The following is an 18,540-nucleotide window of genomic DNA, read 5'->3' on the forward strand; positions in this document are numbered from 1 at the left end:
CGAACCGGCGGCTTACCCTTGCTCTTGCAGCCGCCGGGCAATCGCCCGGCGCAGATCGGGCGCGGCTGATACCAGCGACTGCGCGGCTTCTGACGATGGGTGGTCGAGCACCTGGGCTGTCTTGCCGCGCTCGACAATACGGCCCTCATGCATGACCAGAACGTCGTCGGCGATGGCGCGGGCGACCGTCAGGTCATGGGTGATGAACAGATAGGCGACGCCGAGCTTGTGGTTGAGTTCGGCGAACAGATCGAGGATCTGGGCGCGGATCGACACGTCGAGGGCCGACACCGGCTCGTCGGCGACCACAAGCTTGGGCCTGGTGATGATCGCGCGGGCGATGGACAGGCGCTGGCGCTGGCCGCCGGAGAATTCGTGCGGATATTTCTCCATGTCGGACCGGTTGAGGCCGACCTCATGCAGCGCACGCGCCACCATATTGCGGCGCTCCTTGGCGTCCGGGCGCCGTTCCAGCAGGTGCAGCGGCTCGGCGACCAGCCGCTCTACCGTATGTCGCGGATCAAACGAGCCATAGGGATCCTGGAACACCACCTGCATGTTGCGGCGAGCGGGCTTGAGGTCGGCCTCGCTGCGTCCGGTGATGTTCATGCCGCGAAACATGATGGCACCCGAAGTCGGCGTGTCGAGCGCCAGGATCATGCGGGCGAGGGTAGACTTGCCGCAGCCGGAGCGCCCGACAAGCGCCACCGACGCGCCCGGCTTCATCGTCAGCGAGACATTGTCCACCGCGCGGACCGGCTCCGGCCTGGAAAACAGCGACCTGCGTCGACCCGGATAGTCGCGCGTGAGGTTTGACACTTCGAGCAGGTTTTCTGCTCCTGCGTCATCGACATGCGGCTTCACCCGCGCCGGCACGTGCGTGGAAGCAAGGGTGAGCTGGCGCGTGTAGGGATGAGTGGCTTCCGACAGCGTGCGGGCGGTGTCGCCGGTCTCTACGACGGCACCCTGGCGCAGGATGGTGATCCTGTCCGCCATCTCGGTGACCACGGCAAGGTCATGCGAGATGAACAGCAGGCTCATCTTGTTTTCGCTGACCAGTTCCTTCAGCAGGTCGAGGATCTGCGCCTGCAGCACGACATCGAGTGCTGTGGTCGGCTCATCGGCGATCAGAAGCTTTGGTTTCAGCGCGCAGGCAATGGCGATCGCCACGCGCTGGCGCTGGCCGCCTGATAGCTCGTGCGGATAACGCGACAGCGCGAATTTCTGCTCGGGCAGGCCAACCCGGTCGAGGATTTTCCTGGCGCGTACCTCCGCCTCGGCGCGGCTGGCCCTGGTGTGCCAGCGGATGCCTTCGGCAACCTGCTCGCCGATGGTCTTGACCGGGTTCAGCGCGGTCATCGGCTCCTGGAAGATCATGCCTATGTCGTCGCCGCGCAGGGCGCACATCTGCTTTTCGGAGGCACCGAGGATGTCGATGCCATTGAAGGTGATATGGCCCTTGGCCCGTGCGGAGGCGGGCGCAAGCTGCATGATGGCCAGTGCCGTCATCGACTTGCCGGAACCGGACTCGCCGACCAGCCCCATGACTTCGCCCGGTGCTATCGACAGGTCTATGTCCCTGAGGATCGGCAGGCTGCCGATATTGAGCGACAGTTTTTCGATCGAAAGCAGGCTCATATCCGGCGCCTCGCACGCGGATCGAAGATGTCGGAGATGCCGTCGCCAAGCAGGTTGAGGCCTAAGACAGTGAGCAGGATGGCGCAGCCGGGGAAGAGCGCCAGCCAGGGTGCCACCATCATCAGCGTCTGCGCGTCGAACAGCATGCGCCCCCAGCTCGGCATCGGCGGCTGCGTGCCGAGCCCGACATAAGACAGCGCAGCTTCGGCGAGGATGCCGAGCGCGAACTGGATGGTGCCTTGCACCAGCAGCAGGTTGGCGATGTTGGGCAGGATGTGCTCGATGGTGATGCGCGTCTTGTTCTTGCCGGCGGCGCGCGCTGCCAAAATGTACTCGCGTGGCCAGATCGACAGCGCTCCGGCACGGGCGACGCGGGCAAAGACCGGAATGTTGAAGATGCCGATGGCGACGATGGCGTTGATCGCGCTGGGGCCGAAGACCGCCGTGATCATGATCGCCGACAACAATGCAGGGAATGCGAAGACGAGGTCGTTGAAGCGCATCAGCGCCTCGTCGACCCACCCACCGCGCGCCGCTGCCCAGCAGCCGAGCGGCACGCCGATGCCCATGCCGATGACGACGGCGACAAGCGCCACGGCGATCGAGTTGCGGGCGCCGAGCATGATCATCGACAACACATCGCGGCCGAAATGGTCGGTGCCGAACCAGTGCGTTGCGGATGGCGATTGCATCCGGTCGGCGACGATCAGCCTGGTGACGTCAAACGGCGTCCAGAAGAAGGACGCCAGCGCCATGGCTGCAATGACCAGGGTGATGAACAGGCCGATGACAAAGGAGCGGTTGGCAAGTGCGCGGGCGACGAGGTCGCCGAAGGTTTCGTCGCGGTGCGGTGCTGCGTCGCTCATTGCCGCGTCCTCAGGCGCGGATCAACGAGCGCATATGAGAGATCAACGAGCAGGTTGACCACGACCACCGCAGCCACCAGCAGCATCACCACGCTTTCGACCACGATCAGGTCGCGCTGGGTGATCGCCTGGAACACCAGCCGGCCGAGACCGGGCAGGTAGAAGACGTTTTCGATGATGATGGTGCCGGCGAGCAGGAAGGCGAACTGCAGCCCCATGATGGTGAGCACCGGGATCATGGCGTTGCGCAAAGCGTGCCGCCACAGCACCGCGCGCATCGGCATGCCCTTGGCGCGGGCGGTGCGGATGTAGTCTTCGCCCAAGACCTCGATCAGCGCGGCGCGCGTGACGCGGGCGAGAATGGCGGCCTGCGGCAGAGCAAGGGCCACTGCCGGCAGGATCAGCGCCTTGAGAGCCGGCCAGACACCGTTGCTCCAGCCGGGAAAGCCGCCGGCCGGCACCAGCCTGAGCCAGACGGCGAAGACATAGACGAGCAGCAGCGCAAACCAGAAATTGGGCATCGCGACGCCGACCTGCGCCACGGCCATGGCAGCGGTGTCGGCGGCCTTGCCACGGCGTGCGGCTGCAAACAGCCCGACCGGAATGGCGATCAGCGTGGACAAGGTGAGTGCAATGACCGCGAGCGGGAACGAGACGACAAGGCGCTCCTTGATTAGGTCGATCACCGGCACCGAATAGGTGTAGGATTTTCCGAAGTCGAGCGACAGCAGGCCGCCGGCCCAGTGCAGGTAGCGCATGATCAACGGCTGGTTAAGCCCCATCTGGTCGCGCAGCAGTTCGACCTGAGTGTCACTGGCGTTCATGCCCAGCATCAGCCGTGCCGGATCGCCCGGGACAACCTCGAGCATCAGAAACACCACGAGCGAAGCGACCGCGAGGGTCGCCATTCCGATCAGCAGGCGTTTGAGCAAATAGGCCGTCATCGAACGCAAACTGCCCGAGAAAATGCCGCTCCGAAAGCTCGCGGGAGTTGCGGAGCAGCGCAGTTCACAGAACTATCGCTAGTCAGCCCACTTCACCTTGGTCAGATCATTGGCCTGGATGGGCGAATTCTCCCACAGACCCTCGACCTTGGCGTCCCAGATGCCGACCTTCGGCAGCTCGAACAAGAAGCCGTTGACGGCGTCGTCGGCAAGGATCTTCTGTGCCTGCTTGTAGAGATCGCTGCGCTTGGCCTCGTCCGAGGTCAGGTTGAGCTCGTCGATCACCTTGTTGAAGGCGGGGTTGTCGTAATTGAAGTAGTAGTCCTTGCGGGCATAGATATCGATGTCGTTGGGCTCGGTATGCGAGACGATCGACAGGTCGTAGTCCTTGTCGGTGAAGACCTGCTTAAGCCAATCGGCCCATTCGACCGGAATGATCTGCAGGTCGATGCCGATCTCGCGCAGCTGCGAGGCGATGATCTCGCCGCCCTGGCGAGCATAGCCGACCGGCGGCAGCTTGAGAGTCGCCTTGAAGCCGTCGGGCAGGCCTGCCTCCTTGAGCAGTTCCTTGGCCTTGGCGATATCATGCGGATAGGTGCCGGTGAGGTCGACATAGGCCGGGTTGTGTGGCGCGAAATGTGAGCCGATCGGCGTGCCGAGGCCGCCAGTGGCGCCATCGATGAGCGCCTTGCGGTCGATGGCATGCGCAATTGCCTGACGCACCTTGAGCTTGTCGAAGGGCGGGCGCTTGTTGTTGGTCGCAAGCACCGTCTCGCCTTCGGTCGTGCCGATGACGACCTTGAAGCGCGGGTCGGCCCTGACCTGGGCGAGCGCGTCGCCGAGCGCAAAGTTGGGCAGCGCCTGCACGTCGCCGGAAAGCAAAGCAGGGATCGCTGCTGCGGCATCAGGGATGATGCGGAACTCGGCCTTGTCGAGCGCGATAGGGTCGCCCCAGTAGCCGTCAGCCTTGACCAGCGTGATCGACGAGCCCTTGGCCCAGTTCTGGAACTTGAACGGACCCGTGCCGATGGGCTTTTCCTTGTTGGTGTCGGCGCTCTCTGGCGCCACCATCACCGCATCGCCCCAGCCGAGATTGTACAGAAACGAGCCGAGCGGGTTCTTCAGCGTCACCTTGACGGTGCTGGGGTCGACGACCTCCACAGCGTCGATCGCCGCGAACAGGCCCTTTTGCGCATTGACCGAGTTTTCGCCGCGAGCGCGGTCGAGCGAGAATTTCACGTCCGAAGCGTCAAAGTCGCTGCCGTCGTGGAATTTCACCCCGCTGTGCAGCTTGAAGGTATAGACCTTGCCGTCGTCGGAAATGGTCCAGCTCTGCGCGAGGTCGGGCAGCACTTCGCCGCGCGAGCCGATGCTGGTCAGGCCCTCGAAGACATTGGCGTAGAGCACTTCGTCGATGGCGGCCGCTGCGCCTGCTGTCGGGTCGAGATGAGGCGGTTCCAGCGGCATGCCAAGCACCAGATCGGTACGGGCGGCCATGGCGGCGGCGCTGGATGCCAGGGTAAACGCTGCGGCTGCCAGGATGGTTTTCCACTGCTTCATGCTCAAATCTCCCCGCTCAACTTCGACCGGCCGGATAGAAGCGCGATTTTCCGGCCGAGTAAATCAAGTTTGTTGCAATTGCAGCGACGCTGCCGAAATGAATTTCCTGGTCGAACGAGCCAGCTTTGCTTGCCCTTTCAACCTTTGAACTGGCCGCGCAACAATATGTCGAGGCCTATTGCCATGACCTTCGCCGATTGCACCATGTCGTCGATGCCCACCCATTCGTCAGGCCGGTGGGCGAGGTCGAGAATACCGGGGCCATAAGCGATGCAATCGTACAAATGGCCGATACGGGCGACATGCTTCTGGTCGTAGGTGCCAGGCGAGATGACATATTCCGGCTCCTTGTCAAAAATTTCGCGGATGCCCCTGGCAATGGCCGACGCTACGGGCGCATCCCGTTCGGTCATCAGCGGCTGCACCTCCATGATGTCGCGGATCTCGTAGTCGAATTTTTTGCGCTCGCGCTTCAGGCGCTCGAGAATGCTGGTGACCTCGCCCTTCACGTCAGCGATGTTTTCTTCGAGCAGGAAGCGGCGGTCGATGGTCAGCCGGCACGAATCGGGCACATTGGGCGAGGGCAGGCCGGGGCGGAAATCGTCGGTCTGGCCGCCATGGATCGAGTTGATGTTCATGGTCGAACGCCGCGCACCTTCGGGCACCACAGGCATGCGCGTCGTCTTGCGGTCGAGTGCGGGAAACAGCTCCTGCTCGAAGGCTTCCAGCACCGCCCCCATGTGGCGGACGGCGCAATCGCCGAGGAAGGGCATCGAGCCATGCGCAATCTCGCCCTTGGTCTCGATCTCGGCCCACCAGACACCGCGATGGCCAAGGCAGATGCGGTCCTTGTTGAGCGGCTCGGGGATGATGACGTGGTCGACCTTGGGTTTTGAGAAATAGCCCTTGCCGGCGAGATAAGCGACGCCGCCGAACCCGCCTGATTCTTCGTCGACGGTACCGGAAATCTCGATGGCACCGGGAAAGTCCGGGTTGACGTCCATGAAGGCTTCGGCCGCGATGATCGAGGCGGCGAGCCCGCCCTTCATGTCGCAGGCGCCGCGGCCATAGACACGGCCGTCGCGGATGACACCGGCAAATGGATCGACCGACCAGCCTTCGCCGGCCTCGACGACATCGATGTGGGAGTTGAAATGCACGGTCTGGCCGCGCGACCTGCCGTCGAAGCGGGCGACGACATTGATACGGGGAAAGCGGTCCGTGTCGCCAGGCGTGCCCTCGGCGCGGATATATTCGACTTCGAACCCGCGTTTGGCCAGGCGGTTGCCGAGGAACTCGGCGCAAGGGCGATAGGCATCCCCAGGCGGATTGATTGTCGGAAAGCGGATCAGCTGTGCCGTCAGCTCGGCCAGTTCTTCACGCCTGTCGTCTATGGTCTTGAAAAGCTTGTCATACATGCGGTCGACACGATTCACTTTTGCGGATCGACAGTCAGTCTTGCGCATCAGCCCAGCCGTGTCGAGCGCGCAGGCCACCCCATGTCGAGCAGCCTGCGCAAACGTCAGCTTAGGGGCGAACGGCGGTGACTTCGATTTCGACAAGCCAGCCCGGAGCGGCAAGGGCGGCAACCTGCATCACCGAACGCGACGGCAGGTTTGGCTGCTCCTTGGTGCCGAAGAACTGCGTGTAGCCCTCCATGAAGCCGCCGAAATCCATCTTGCCGCCCTTTTCGGGGTCGCCAACGAGGAAGACCTGCATCTTGATCACGTCGCCCATCTTGAGGCCAAGACCCTCGAGCGTCTTTTCGATCGACTTGAACACCGTTTCCGTCTGGGCCTTGGTGTTGCCAAAGGCCGCCAGGCTGCCCTTTTCGGCCTTTTCGTCGACAACCGTAGGCACCGCGCCACTGACATAGACGGTCGTCTTGCCAGCCGGCACCTCTACTGCCTGGGCGATCGGGAAATCGGAATTCGGGATCTTGTGGCGTACGACGTCTTGGGCCATCGCGCTGCCGGTGAGGAAAAGTCCGGCCACAAGCGTGGCGGCGCCGATCCGCATCTTTGTCATTTCTTACTCCTTCATTGCCGCATGGAATTGGAGCAGCCGGCAAGGTGTGCCGGCTGCTCCGGTTGCTAGAGCAATCGCTCCAACCTGTTGGATTCGCACATCATCGCCATCCAACTTCGGCGAGGATGTGTCAGCGTGCGCCCGCGACCTCTTCAGCCGTGACCGCATCCTTGTAGTCGTTGCCGAAATTGGTCCTGACATAATTGACCACCGCGGCGACCTGGTCGTCGCTCATCATGGAGCCGACCGGCGGCATGCCTTTCAGCCCATGCAAGATGACGTAGACGGGGTAGCCGCCGGATTCCAGGTTCTCGTTCTTGGCCAGTACCGGATACTTGCCGGCGCCAACCGCGCCTTGCCCCTTTTCCATGTGACAGGCCTGGCAGACGTTGGCGTAGAGTTCCTGGCCGGTCTTTTCCGTGAAGTTGTCACCATCGCTGAAGGTGACGCCCGCCGAATCGGCGAACGCTCCCGCAGCGGTGAACGCGGTGAAGAAGGCGGTGGCGGCCAGAAGGCCGAGTGAGCGCTTGGATTGCTGGGTCATGTCGACATGCCTTGCGAAAACGAGGGTTGAGGGATGAACGGACATAACCCCGTCATCCCGCCACGACGCGTTGATGCAGTCTGGTGATCGCATCGAGCGACGACAGGATCGCGCCCTCCATCCACGCCGGGATGTAGGAGGCGTGCTCGCCGGCCAGAACGATGCGGCCATCGATCTGGCAGAGATTGTCGTAATGCTCCTTGCGGGCATCCTCGGTCCAGTCGCCGGCGCAGCCAAGCGTGAAGGGCGAGCGGTGCCAGGCCATGGAGATGCCGTTTTCGAACTCGTCCTTGTATTGGGGATGGATCTGCGAGCCGTATTCGACGGCGCGCTTGACCCGCTCTTCCGGCGCCATCGAGGTGAATTCGTAAGAGTGCGGGCCATTCCATGTGTAGGCGCCGAGCAGCACGCCCTTGCCATTGGTGTTGAAGCTGGTGCTCGGGTACGAAATCTGTGAAATCGGCAGGTCGGTATAGCTGACGCCGCCGAAGATAAGCTCGTCCTGCTCCCAGAAACGGCGCTTGAACTGCAGGCCGACCTTGACCGACGAGGCGTAAGGCACGGCTTCGATCGCCGCTTGCATGGGGGCGCCGACATTGATCTCGATCTGGCTGAGGATGGTCAGGGGGATGGTGCAGATGCACCAGTCGGCCTTCTCCTCCTTCATCGCACCCGGCTTCGTCACGTCCTCATAGGTGACGGTGACGCCCTTGTCGTCCTGATGAATCTTGGAGACCTTGGCGTTGTAGGTGATGAGGTCGCCGACTTCCTTGGTGAATGCTTTGCCGATCATGTCGATGCCGCCGACCGGCTGGAACATGGTCGTCTGGAACTCGTAAAGCGCGAAATTGGCGAGGCTGCCCCACAGGCCCGAGCTCAAAATGTCGGTCAGCGCAATCGGGTCGCTCGGAATGGGAGCTGCGCCCAGGCCGCCGCCGGGATCCTTGGCGAAACCGCGGAATTCGGAGTTCGCAACGCTCTTGGTGTAGGCATAGTCCTTGTCGAGAGCACCCCAGGAGCGCAACGCTTCGACCAGCTTCTCCTGATCTTCCTTGGAGACGCCGCCTTCGAGCTTGCCGGTGTGGGCGACCTTCGCCAGCAATTCCGAGACATGGCCCTGGAAATCGATCTTGATGTCGCGGACGCGCTGCGGCTTGCCGCCGAAAGCCTTGGAGTTGTGCAGAAACGCGTTGTGGTTGAGCTGCTGGAACGGCTCCAGCGTCACGCCCAGGCGCCGGCAATAGGCCAGAAGCCCGTTGTGGTGATAGGGAATGCGCCATGGGCCGGGATTGATGTAGAGGCCTTCGTCGAATTCGCATTTCTGCGTCGCGCCACCAAGCTCGGTGTAGGTGTCGCCGCCACGCAGCGTCCAGTTTCGGCCGCCTGACCGCTTGTTGTATTCGAGGATCTTTACCTTGTATCCGGCCTGGCGAAGCTCGAGTGCCGCCGTCATGCCGGCAAGGCCCGCACCCAAAATCAGCACTGTGGCGCCCTTCGGATCGCCTTCGAGCTTGACCGGTCCCTTGTAGCCTGACTCCACGGCGAGGCCGAGGCTGGTCATGGCCTGATACATCGCCGCCGTACCAGCCGTCAGGCCGATCAACGACAGCAGGTTTCGCCTGCTCATGCCTTTAAAATATTGGGATTGTTGCATTTCTGAGATCCTCCGGGCGACGGTCCGCTGTTGGCCGCACGTTGTCGCGCTGGGGCATCGTGGAACGTCGCTCCAGCTGCACGGGCTAACCTATGCCCGAGGGGAGGCAAGTCAACTGGGCCAGAGCGGGCGATGCGGGAAGCTGGTTTAGGCCACCTTAATGTCAGCCAAGGACATGGCTTCCACCTGAGGTGGTGTTGCTCGCTGCCGTTCAGCTCTTGCGCTTGGTTTACCAAGCGTACAGCTTTTCATGATGCGATCTTCGTCCGGCATCAGAAATGCCGGAAAGAGGTGTGTAGGGAAAATGTACAAAGCGCTCTTCGTGGTCGCCGCGTTGACCTTCGCTGGAGTTCCGACACAGGCACTTGCCGATGTTCTTGTCGCCAGGGTCAACGTCGCGACGCAGACAATGACCGTCAGCATGGATGGGCGCGTGATCCACCAGTGGCCGGTATCCACGGCGCGCAGGGGCTATGTCACGCCGCGCGGCAGCTGGCGGCCCAAGCGGCTCCACCGCATGTGGTATTCGAGCAAATACGACAATTCGCCGATGCCCTATTCGGTCTTCTACAATGGTGGCTATGCCATCCATGGCACTGGTTCGGTCAGGCAACTTGGCCGCCCGGCATCGCATGGCTGCGTAAGGCTGCAGATAGCCAACGCCGCCAAATTCTATGCGCTGGTCAGGGAAGTTGGAGCGAGCAAGACCCGAATCGTGGTCACCAACTAGGCGAGCGGCCTTTGAGCTGCATGATCGGCGGTTGCATTTTTGTTCGGGGTTGGGTGACGCAACGGTAGTTTTGTTGCGTAATTGTCTCACCTCCGCTGCGAAACGCGCTTCAGGAGGCGCAATCCGGGGTGCGAATCATACCCGGAAACGAAAGCGGCTGCTAATGTGCTCAGGCTTGTCGATGGGAATTTCATGACGTTGGTTTTGGTCGCCGCATAAGGCAACTGACCGTACCATTGTTTTCTGATCTGGATTTAAGTCGGGGTGACGGGCATCGGAAAGACCGGGGAGTGGGGATTCCCCGGTCTTTCTATTTTAGGCGGCACCTTAGCCGTCCGAACCAAGTTCTTTTTCCTGCATAGATAAATTTTGCCGTAGACTGCCATTTCAAGGCATTTCCTTTCAGGCGGTGCCTCGGTAGGACTCATCCTCAGGGAGTTCGCCGGATGAAGTCAGAACCGCACGTTGCGCTTTCGGAACCCGTCTCCGACGAGGTCCGCAAGACCACCTGCTACATGTGCGCCTGCCGCTGTGGCATCGATGTCCACATCAAGGATGGCAAAGTCCGCTACATCGAGGGCAACCGCGACCATCCGGTCAATCGCGGCGTTTTGTGCGCCAAGGGCTCGGCCGGCATCATGCAGCATTACGCGCCGGCGCGGCTGAAGGCGCCGCTGCTCAGGACCGGTCCGCGTGGTTCGGGCGAATTCAAGGAGATTTCCTGGGACGAGGCGTTGGCGCTCGCCACCGGCTGGCTCGACGGCGTCCGTCAATCCGATCCCAAGAAGCTTGCCTTTTTCACCGGGCGTGACCAGTCGCAGTCGCTGACCGGCTTTTGGGCACAGCAGTTCGGCACGCCCAACTATGCGGCGCATGGCGGATTCTGCTCGGTCAACATGGCTGCGGCCGGTATCATGACCATCGGGGGGGCGTTCTGGGAGTTCGGTGCGCCCGACTGGGACCGGACGAAGCTGTTTGTCATGTTCGGCGTCGCTGAGGACCACGACTCCAACCCGATCAAGATCGGTATCTCGAAGCTCAAGAAGCGCGGCGCGCGCTTCGTTTCGGTCAATCCGGTGCGCACCGGCTATTCGTCCGTCGCCGACAACTGGATCGGCATCCGCCCCGGAACCGACGGCCTGCTGATCCTTGCCGTCGTGCACGAACTGCTCAAGGCGCGGAAGATCGACGTCGATTACATCGTGCGTTATTCCAATGCGACCTGGCTGGTGGTCGACGCGCCCGGAACGGCCGAGCACGGGCTTTTCGTGCGTGACGACAATGGCAAGCCGCAGGTCTTCGAAACCGTGACCGAGCATGTCGTGCCACTCGGCACCAAAGGCGCACGTCCGGCACTTTCCGGCCGATTCGAGCTGCCTGACGGCCGTTTCGCCGTGCCCTCGTTCCAGCTTCTCGCGGAAAAGTATCTCGACCCGCAATATGCGCCGGAGGCTGTTGCTCAGGAGACAGGCGTTTCGGTTGAGACCATCCGCGGTCTCGCCGCCGAGATCGCGCGCGTCGCCTTCGACGAGGCGATCAGTATCGACCAGCCATGGACCGACATGAACGGCGAGCGCCATGAGGCCTTTATCGGCCGGCCGGTGTCGTTCCACGCGATGCGCGGGATTTCGGCCCACTCCAACGGGTTCCAGACGGCCCGCGCGCTGCACATGCTGCAAGTGCTGATCGGTGCCGTCGATTGCCCCGGCGCTTTCCGTTTCGAGCCGCCTTACCCAAAGCCTGTCGAGGCGCATCCGACGCCGCATGGCAAGGCCGAGCATTTCGGTTCCAACAAGCCGCTTTCGGGCCCGCATCTCGGCTTTCCCAGAGGACCAGAAGACCTGTTGCTCGACGCCGAAGGCCGGCCGATGCGCATCGACAAGGCGTTCTCCTGGGATGCGCCGATCTCCGCCCATGGGTTGATGCACATGGTGATCGCCAATGCGCATGCCGGCGACCCGTACCCGATAGACCTGATGTTCCTCTACATGGCCAACATGGCGTGGAATTCGTCGATGAACACGGCTGGCGTCATCAAGATGCTTGAGGACAAGGATCCGGCCACCGGCGAATATCGCATCCCCAAGATCATCTATTCCGATGCCTATTCGTCGGAGATGGTCGCCTATGCCGATCTCATTTTGCCCGACACCACCTATCTCGAACGCCACGACTGCATCTCGCTGCTGGACCGGCCGATCTCCGAGCCTGATGCCGTGCAGGATGCGATCCGTTGGCCAGTGGTCGAGCCTGACCGCGACGTGCGCGGCTTCCAGAGTGTGCTGCTGGATCTCGGTGCCCGGCTACGGCTGCCGGGCTTCGCTGACAATCATGGCAAGCCGCTCTACAAGGATTACGCCGATTACATCGTTCGCCATGAACGCAGGCCCGGTATCGGCCCGCTGGCGGGCTTTCGCGGCAGTGATGGCACCCGCACCGGGCGCGGCGCGGCCAATCCCGACCAGCTCAAGCGCTACATCGAAAACGGCTCGTTCTTTTCGGCGCATATTCCGCTTGAAGCGCAATTCTTCAAGTACGCCAACAAGGCCTATCAGGATTTCGCCGTGCGCATGGGCTTTTTCGACGAGCCGAAACCTGTGACCTTCCAGCTTTATCAGGAAACGTTGCAGAAATTCCGGCTCTCGGCCGAAGGCCTGCGCGAGCCGGTGGCGCCTGAGACGCATCGCGAGCGCATCCTCGCCACCTTCGACCCGCTGCCGATGTGGTATCGACCGTTCGAGGAAGCGGCTGTCAGCCGCGAGGAATATCCCTATCACGCCATCACCCAGCGGCCGGCGGCGATGTACCATTCCTGGGGCTCGATGAACGCCTGGCTCAGGCAAATCCATACCAAGAACCCGCTCTATGTGCCGGGGCCGATCTGCGACGAGATCGGGCTTGTCGACGGTGACTGGGTCTGGGTGATTTCGCACCATGGGCGCATCAAGGTTGAGATCGCGCGCATGGAGGCGGTCAATTCGAGCACCATCTGGACCTGGAACGCGATCGGCAAGCGCGAAGGCGCCTGGGCGCTCGACAAGGATGCGCCGGAAGCCAAAAAAGGCTTCCTGATGAATCACTTGATCCACGAACTTCTACCGCCCAAAGGCGACGGGATGCGCTGGTCGAACTCCGATCCGATCACCGGCCAAGCTGCCTGGTACGATCTGCGCGTGCGTATCGAGAAGGCCGAACGGGCTGAGGTCAGCGAGCCGCATTTTCCCGCTGTGGCGCAGCCGGGTGAGCCACGGCCGCATTTGCAAGAACTGCGCTACGGTCAGGAGTGGGCGAAATGAGGATTGCTGCGGCGCGGACAAGTCTCCTCTCCCCGTTCACGGGGAGAGGATGCCGGCAGGCAGGTGAGGGGCGGCACTCCGATTGCCAATTTGCGCTGCCCCTCATCCGGTCCTTCGGACCACCTTCTCCCCGTGAACGGGGAGAAGGAAGGGAGAGACCATGACCAGCCTGCCTTCGCTGCCGACACCGAAGAAGCTCGGGCTGGTCATCGACCTCGATGTCTGCGTCGGTTGCCATGCCTGCGTCATCAGCTGCAAGGAATGGAACACCGGCGGCTATGGCGCGGCGCTGTCGGATCAGGACCCGTATGGAGCTGACGTTTCAGGCACCTTCCTCAACCGCATCCATACCTTCGAGGTCGTGCCGGAAGGCGGGCAGGTGATCGGCGAGGCGGGCGAGGCACGCATCGTGCATTTCCCCAAGTCGTGCCTGCATTGCGAGGACGCGCCGTGCGTCACTGTCTGCCCGACAGGTGCGTCCTACAAGCGCGCCGAAGACGGCATCGTGCTGGTCGACGAGAGCAAGTGCATCGGCTGCGGGCTGTGCGCCTGGTCCTGCGCTTACGGTGCGCGAGAGATGGACCTTGCCGCCGGCGTGATGAAGAAATGCACGCTGTGCGTCGACCGCGTCTACAACGAGACGCTGAAGGAAATCGACCGCGTGCCATCCTGCGTACGTACGTGCCCCGCCAATGCCCGGCACTATGGCGACCTCGGTGATCCGACTTCAGATGTCTCGCGCATGGTGGCTGAGCGCGGCGGCTACGACCTGATGCCGGAGCAGGGCACCCGCCCGACCAACAAATATCTGCCGCCGCGCGCGCGCAAGCCACTGGCCGCAAGTGCTGGTTCGACCGTGCTCGCTGAAAACACCGACGGCGCCAAGGGCTTCTTTGCCTGGCTCGACGGCATGCTGGACCGAATCTGAAAAATGCACCCCGCACCTTCCATCATCTTGTTCACCACGCTGTCCGGGCTCGGCTACGGGCTGGCGGCGATGCTTGGGCTTGGCCTGCTCGATGCTTCCACCTTGTCGGCAAAACTCGCGCATATCGCAGCGCTGATGATGATTTCGGGCGGCCTGTTGTCGTCGACGCTGCATCTCGGCAATCCGCAGCGCGCCTGGCGGGCGCTGTCGCAATGGCGATCGAGTTGGCTGTCGCGCGAAGGCGTGATGGCGATGGCGACCTTTGTGCCGTTGACGGTTTCGGCATGGTTCGCGGTGGTCGAAGGCCGCTACCTTCCGCTGGTCGGGCTGGTCGGGGCAGTGATGTGTGGCGTCACCGTCTACTGCACCGCGATGATCTACGCCTCGCTGCGCGCGATCCAGGCGTGGAACACCGGCCTCACGCCGCTGTGCTACCTGCTGTTTGCTGCGGCTGGCGGGCTTCTGCTCGCAACTGTCGTTGCCGTTGTCTCGGGGAGCAGCGGCGTTTTGTGCGCGGCGCTGGCGCTTGTTGCTGTTATCGCCGCCTGGTTGGCGAAAAGCGCGTGGTGGAAGCGGCTGCGAACGCTGGTGCCACTCTCGACCCCGGAGAGCGCAACCGGCCTCGGCAATATCGGCCAAGTCAGGCTGTTTGAGCGGCCACACATCAACGACAATTACCTGACCCGCGAAATGGGTTTTGTCGTCGCGCGCAAGCACGCGCTCAAACTGTCGATGCTGGCAATTCTCGTGGGCGGAGCAATACCCATTATGCTGTTGCTGGTGGTTATTTTTGCCGGCGGCAGCGTGATCGCGGCGCTGGCTTCCGTGTTGGCGGTCTTGTTCTACGCGTTCGGCCTGGTCGTCGAACGCTGGTTGTTCTTCGCCGAAGCCCGCCATGCGGTGATGAACTATTACGGCGGCTGAAGCCGTCAGGAGTCCGCAGCGATCCTGCCGGCGGCATTGACCTTGCGGCGCTTGCCTTGGGACAGGTTCCAGCGCTTGTGGAACCACATCCACTGACCCGGATCTTCGCGAATCCAGCGCTCCACTGTGTCGTTGAGCATTTGGGTGGTCGCCTGAACGTCGACCGTGCCGTCGGCGCGGCGCGGCAGCGTCAGCTTTTCGTCCACGGTCAGCCGATAGCGGTTGCCAGGCAGCCTGACGCAGTGCGCGGGGTAGACGTCGCATTCATAGTGGCGGGCGAGCATGGCAAGCACCGGATTGGTCTCGCATTCGAGGCCAAAGAATTTCGTGCGCAGGCCGCGATTGAACTTCTGATCGACGAGCACGCCGACATTGCCGCCCCGGTCTAGAATCCCTGCCAGCGCGAAGGATGCGCCGCGCTGCGAAGCCAGAAGGTCGCCCATGTTCGAGCTGCGCGTCGAGAAGATGTATTCGGCGAGGTAAGGGTTGTTTGGCGGGCGAAACAGCGCGGTGATCTTCATGCCGAAGGTCGCGGCGGCGATCGGCAGCAGTTCGAAATTGCCAAGATGCCCGGTGAAGACGATATGCGGCTTGTCTTCGCCGGCGATCTTCACGAAGTGGTCGATACCTGAAACCTCGATCCGGCCCGGCGTCGTGGCGTGCGGGTCGTAATCGAAGATCTGTTCGAGGAAGATATATTCGGCGCCGAGCCTGCCCATATTGCCCCACATGTCGAGGGCGATGGCTTCGATTTCGGCTTCGGTTTTCTCAGGGTAAGCATTGCGCAAATTGGTCAGCGCGACCCGGTGACGGCCGAACCAGGGGCCGACGGTGCGAGCGGCGCGATCGGCGAAGTTAAGGCCCTTGTCGACGGGCAGCAGGCGCAGCAGCTTGAGCGCCACCAGCGCCACCTGCGCGACCAGCCAATAGTTGAGCATGCGCAGGCGTCCCATGATCTTCAAGACCGTGGGGTTGGGGATCTTGCTGGCCTTCTTGCGGGGCAATTCGGGAAAATCCTCAGTCGATACGGAGGATGATCTTGCCGAACACGTCGCGACCTTCCATCCGCTTGAGCGCGGTGTCGATGGAGGTGAAATCGACCTCGGTATCGATGATCGGCTTGACCAGCCCGGCGGCCATCTTCTGCATGGCGTCGGCCATGTTTTCCATGCGGCAGCCGAAGGAGCCAAGCAGCTTGAGCTGTTGCTGGAACAGCATCATCAGGTTGATTTCGGTCGAAACGCCAGATGTGGAGCCGCAGGTGACGAGGCGGCCGCCACGTTTGAGGCTGAACATCGAGCCTGCCCAGGTATCCTTGCCGACATGCTCGAACACGACGTCGACACCCTTCTTCTTGGTCAGCTTGCGCACGACGCCTTCGAAACGGTCCTCGCGGTAGTTGATGACATGGTCGGCGCCAAGAGCCTTGGCCTTTTCGATCTTGTCGTTGGAACCGACAGTCGTGATGACGGTGCAGCCCATCTTCTTGGCAAGCTGGATCGCCGCCGAGCCGATGCCCGAACCACCGGCATGAATGAGGATCGTCTCGCCCGGCTGAAGCCTGGCGTTGTCGAACAGCATGTGCTCGACAGTGCCGAAGGTGACGGGAGCAACAGCAGCACCGATAGCGTCAACGCCGGGAGGGGCAGGCACGAGCAAGCGCGCCGGCAGGTTGATCTTTTCCTGGGCGAAGCCGTCGAGATGGAAGCCGTGCACGCCAGAGACGTGTTCGCACAGATTATCGCGGCCTTCGCGGCAAGGGCGGCAAAGGCCGCAGGTGCGGGCGCCGTAGATCGAAACGAGCTGGCCGGGCGCGAGACCAGTCACGCCGGGGCCGACTTCGTCGACCTCGCCGGAGGCTTCGGCACCGATGACCAGGGGCAGCTTGCGCTTGGCGAAGGCCATGCCGCGCCAGCCCCAGACGTCGATGTGGTTGAGCGCCACGGCCTTGATGCGCAGCGTGACTTCGCCAAGGCCTGGAGGCGGTGGTGGGGCGATATCCACCTGCTCGAGCCGGCGGTCCTCGACGAGCTGCAATGCGCGCATGATGTCGCTAAATCCTTGTCGCTACAGCGCCGCGTGTCCCTTTCGACGCGCAAAAAGGACGCTGCAGCACCTTAATCGATGTTGAGACGGTCGCTTAGACCGGTTCCCGCGCCATGACAAGGCAGGTGTTCTGGCCGCCGAAGCCGAAGGAGTTGGAAAGCACGGTGCGAACCTCGGCCTTGCGCTTCACATTCGGCACCACGTCGAGCTCGATCGAGGGATCGGGATTGTCGTAGTTGATGGTCGGCGGAATGACGCCTTCACGCATGGTCATCAGCGAGAAGGCGGCCTCGATGGCGCCCGCAGCCGAGAGCGTGTGGCCAATCATCGACTTGTTGGACGACACCGGAATCTTGCGGATGCGCTCGCCAAACACCGTTGATAGCGACAGATGCTCCATCTTGTCGTTCTCAGGCGTCGAAGTGCCATGGGCGTTGACGTAATCGATCTCGTCTTCGGCAAGGCCTGCGTCGGCAAGCGCTGCCTTGACCGCGGCAATCGCCGGCGAGCCGTCGGGCTTGGACCGGGTGCGGTGGAAGTCGTCGGCCTTTTCGCCGCAGCCCCTGAGGATGCCGAGCACTTCGGCACCGCGCGCAAGCGCGCTTTCCAGCGATTCGAGCACCAATGCCGCCGAACCTTCGGCAAGCACAAAGCCATCGCGATCCTTGGAGAAGGGCTTGGAGGCCTTTTCCGGCACGTCGTTGTTGGTCGACAGCGCCGACAGCAGCGAGAAGCGGATCAGAGCCTCGGCGGTTGCGGAGCCGTCGGCACCAACGGAGAGCGCGCGGTCGCATTCGCCACGGCGAATGGCCTCGACGCCGAGCTGGATGGCTGTGGCACCCGATGCGCAAGCGGTCGAGGTGGTGATCGGCAGGCCGCGCGTGCCGAAACGGTCGGCGAGGCGGTCGGCAATCGAGCCGAACTGCGAGGTGTCGAACATGTCGAGTGAGTTCTGGCTGCGCGCCACCTTGAGCAAACGATCGGAGGCCGAGCCTTCGTCGTCACCGGCATAAAGCGCGAAGCGGTCGCGCCAGTCGAGCTCGACCGGCGGGGAGGCGAGGAACAGCGGGCCGTCGAAATCGTCGGAGGCAAAGCCGGCTTCCTCGACAGCTTCGAGCGCTGCCGTCTCGGCCAGTTCATAGGTCAAGGCGCTGGCGCCCTTGGTGCTCGACGGCAGGAAATCGACCATTCCCGAGATTCGGGTGTTGAGCAGATCGATGGGAAAGCGCGTGATCGGATGAATGCCCGACTTGCCCGACGTCAGTGCTGCCCAGTTGTCGGCCTTGCCGACGCCGAGCGAGGTGACGACACCGATGCCGGTTACGGCAACGACGGGTCTGCCGAGATGATCCTTCAGATTGGCCATGTTTTGTCCTGACACC

General features: G+C 62.4%; 15 protein-coding genes. 4 read left to right on the forward strand and 11 right to left on the reverse strand.

Annotation, left to right across the window (positions count from 1 at the left end; all coding sequences use genetic code 11):
* Nucleotides 1–12: 12 nt before the first annotated feature.
* From AC1RTB_RS22535 to AC1RTB_RS22570, 8 genes are all read right to left on the reverse strand, one after another.
* Entirely contained in the window at nucleotides 13–1,638 is a 1,626-nt protein-coding gene (locus AC1RTB_RS22535; protein WP_492881090.1) for an ABC transporter ATP-binding protein, read from the reverse strand.
* Nucleotides 1,635–2,504 (reverse strand): ABC transporter permease, encoded by an 870-nt coding sequence (locus AC1RTB_RS22540; RefSeq protein ID WP_492881091.1) that lies wholly within the window; start codon nucleotides 2,502–2,504, stop codon nucleotides 1,635–1,637. Before AC1RTB_RS22540 ends, AC1RTB_RS22535 begins: the two co-directional genes overlap by 4 nt.
* Complete coding sequence (locus tag AC1RTB_RS22545; RefSeq protein WP_492881092.1) at nucleotides 2,501–3,448, reverse strand: ABC transporter permease; 948 nt, start codon at nucleotides 3,446–3,448, stop codon at nucleotides 2,501–2,503. Before AC1RTB_RS22545 ends, AC1RTB_RS22540 begins: the two co-directional genes overlap by 4 nt.
* A gap of 78 nt (nucleotides 3,449–3,526) precedes the next feature.
* Nucleotides 3,527–5,008 carry an ABC transporter substrate-binding protein gene (locus tag AC1RTB_RS22550; RefSeq protein WP_492881093.1) on the reverse strand — a complete coding sequence of 494 codons (1,482 nt, stop codon included), beginning with the start codon at nucleotides 5,006–5,008 and terminating at the stop codon, nucleotides 3,527–3,529.
* Nucleotides 5,009–5,145: 137 nt separating this feature from the next.
* On the reverse strand, nucleotides 5,146–6,426 hold the full coding sequence (locus AC1RTB_RS22555) for an acetylornithine deacetylase/succinyl-diaminopimelate desuccinylase family protein (RefSeq protein ID WP_492881177.1): 1,281 nt from the start codon (nucleotides 6,424–6,426) through the stop codon (nucleotides 5,146–5,148).
* A 109-nt stretch (nucleotides 6,427–6,535) separates the two neighbouring features.
* Nucleotides 6,536–7,036 (reverse strand): RidA family protein, encoded by a 501-nt coding sequence (locus AC1RTB_RS22560; protein ID WP_492881094.1) that lies wholly within the window; start codon nucleotides 7,034–7,036, stop codon nucleotides 6,536–6,538.
* 130 nt (nucleotides 7,037–7,166) lie between these two features.
* A complete protein-coding gene (locus tag AC1RTB_RS22565) occupies nucleotides 7,167–7,580 on the reverse strand; it encodes a c-type cytochrome (protein WP_492881095.1) in 414 nt (137 codons plus the stop codon).
* Between the two features lie 52 nt (nucleotides 7,581–7,632).
* Nucleotides 7,633–9,234 (reverse strand): flavin monoamine oxidase family protein, encoded by a 1,602-nt coding sequence (locus AC1RTB_RS22570; RefSeq protein ID WP_492881096.1) that lies wholly within the window; start codon nucleotides 9,232–9,234, stop codon nucleotides 7,633–7,635.
* A 304-nt stretch (nucleotides 9,235–9,538) separates the two neighbouring features.
* On the opposite strand from AC1RTB_RS22570, the gene AC1RTB_RS22575 reads away from it, so the two are divergent.
* The 4 genes from AC1RTB_RS22575 (at nucleotide 9,539) to AC1RTB_RS22590 (ending at nucleotide 15,112) form a co-directional block, all read left to right on the forward strand.
* Nucleotides 9,539–9,964 carry a L,D-transpeptidase gene (locus AC1RTB_RS22575; protein WP_492881097.1) on the forward strand — a complete coding sequence of 142 codons (426 nt, stop codon included), beginning with the start codon at nucleotides 9,539–9,541 and terminating at the stop codon, nucleotides 9,962–9,964.
* 446 nt (nucleotides 9,965–10,410) lie between these two features.
* A complete protein-coding gene (locus tag AC1RTB_RS22580; protein WP_492881098.1) occupies nucleotides 10,411–13,260 on the forward strand; it encodes a molybdopterin oxidoreductase family protein in 2,850 nt (949 codons plus the stop codon).
* A 160-nt stretch (nucleotides 13,261–13,420) separates the two neighbouring features.
* Nucleotides 13,421–14,188: a 4Fe-4S dicluster domain-containing protein gene (locus AC1RTB_RS22585; RefSeq protein WP_492881099.1), complete on the forward strand. Its 768-nt coding sequence runs from the start codon at nucleotides 13,421–13,423 to the stop codon at nucleotides 14,186–14,188.
* 3 nt (nucleotides 14,189–14,191) lie between these two features.
* The gene (locus AC1RTB_RS22590) at nucleotides 14,192–15,112 is read left to right on the forward strand and encodes a dimethyl sulfoxide reductase anchor subunit family protein (protein ID WP_492881100.1); all 921 of its coding nucleotides are present in this window, start codon (nucleotides 14,192–14,194) and stop codon (nucleotides 15,110–15,112) included.
* A gap of 5 nt (nucleotides 15,113–15,117) precedes the next feature.
* Here the strand turns inward: AC1RTB_RS22590 and AC1RTB_RS22595 are convergent, their stop codons facing one another.
* From AC1RTB_RS22595 to AC1RTB_RS22605, 3 genes are all read right to left on the reverse strand, one after another.
* Nucleotides 15,118–16,065: a lipid A biosynthesis lauroyl acyltransferase gene (locus AC1RTB_RS22595; RefSeq protein WP_492881178.1), complete on the reverse strand. Its 948-nt coding sequence runs from the start codon at nucleotides 16,063–16,065 to the stop codon at nucleotides 15,118–15,120.
* A gap of 64 nt (nucleotides 16,066–16,129) precedes the next feature.
* Entirely contained in the window at nucleotides 16,130–17,158 is a 1,029-nt protein-coding gene (locus AC1RTB_RS22600) for a zinc-binding dehydrogenase (protein WP_492881101.1), read from the reverse strand.
* Between the two features lie 94 nt (nucleotides 17,159–17,252).
* A complete protein-coding gene (locus AC1RTB_RS22605) occupies nucleotides 17,253–18,524 on the reverse strand; it encodes a beta-ketoacyl-ACP synthase (RefSeq protein ID WP_492881102.1) in 1,272 nt (423 codons plus the stop codon).
* Nucleotides 18,525–18,540: the final 16 nt, after the last annotated feature.

The sequence above is a fragment of the Aminobacter sp. GW821-FHT11F06 genome (assembly GCF_058808215.1).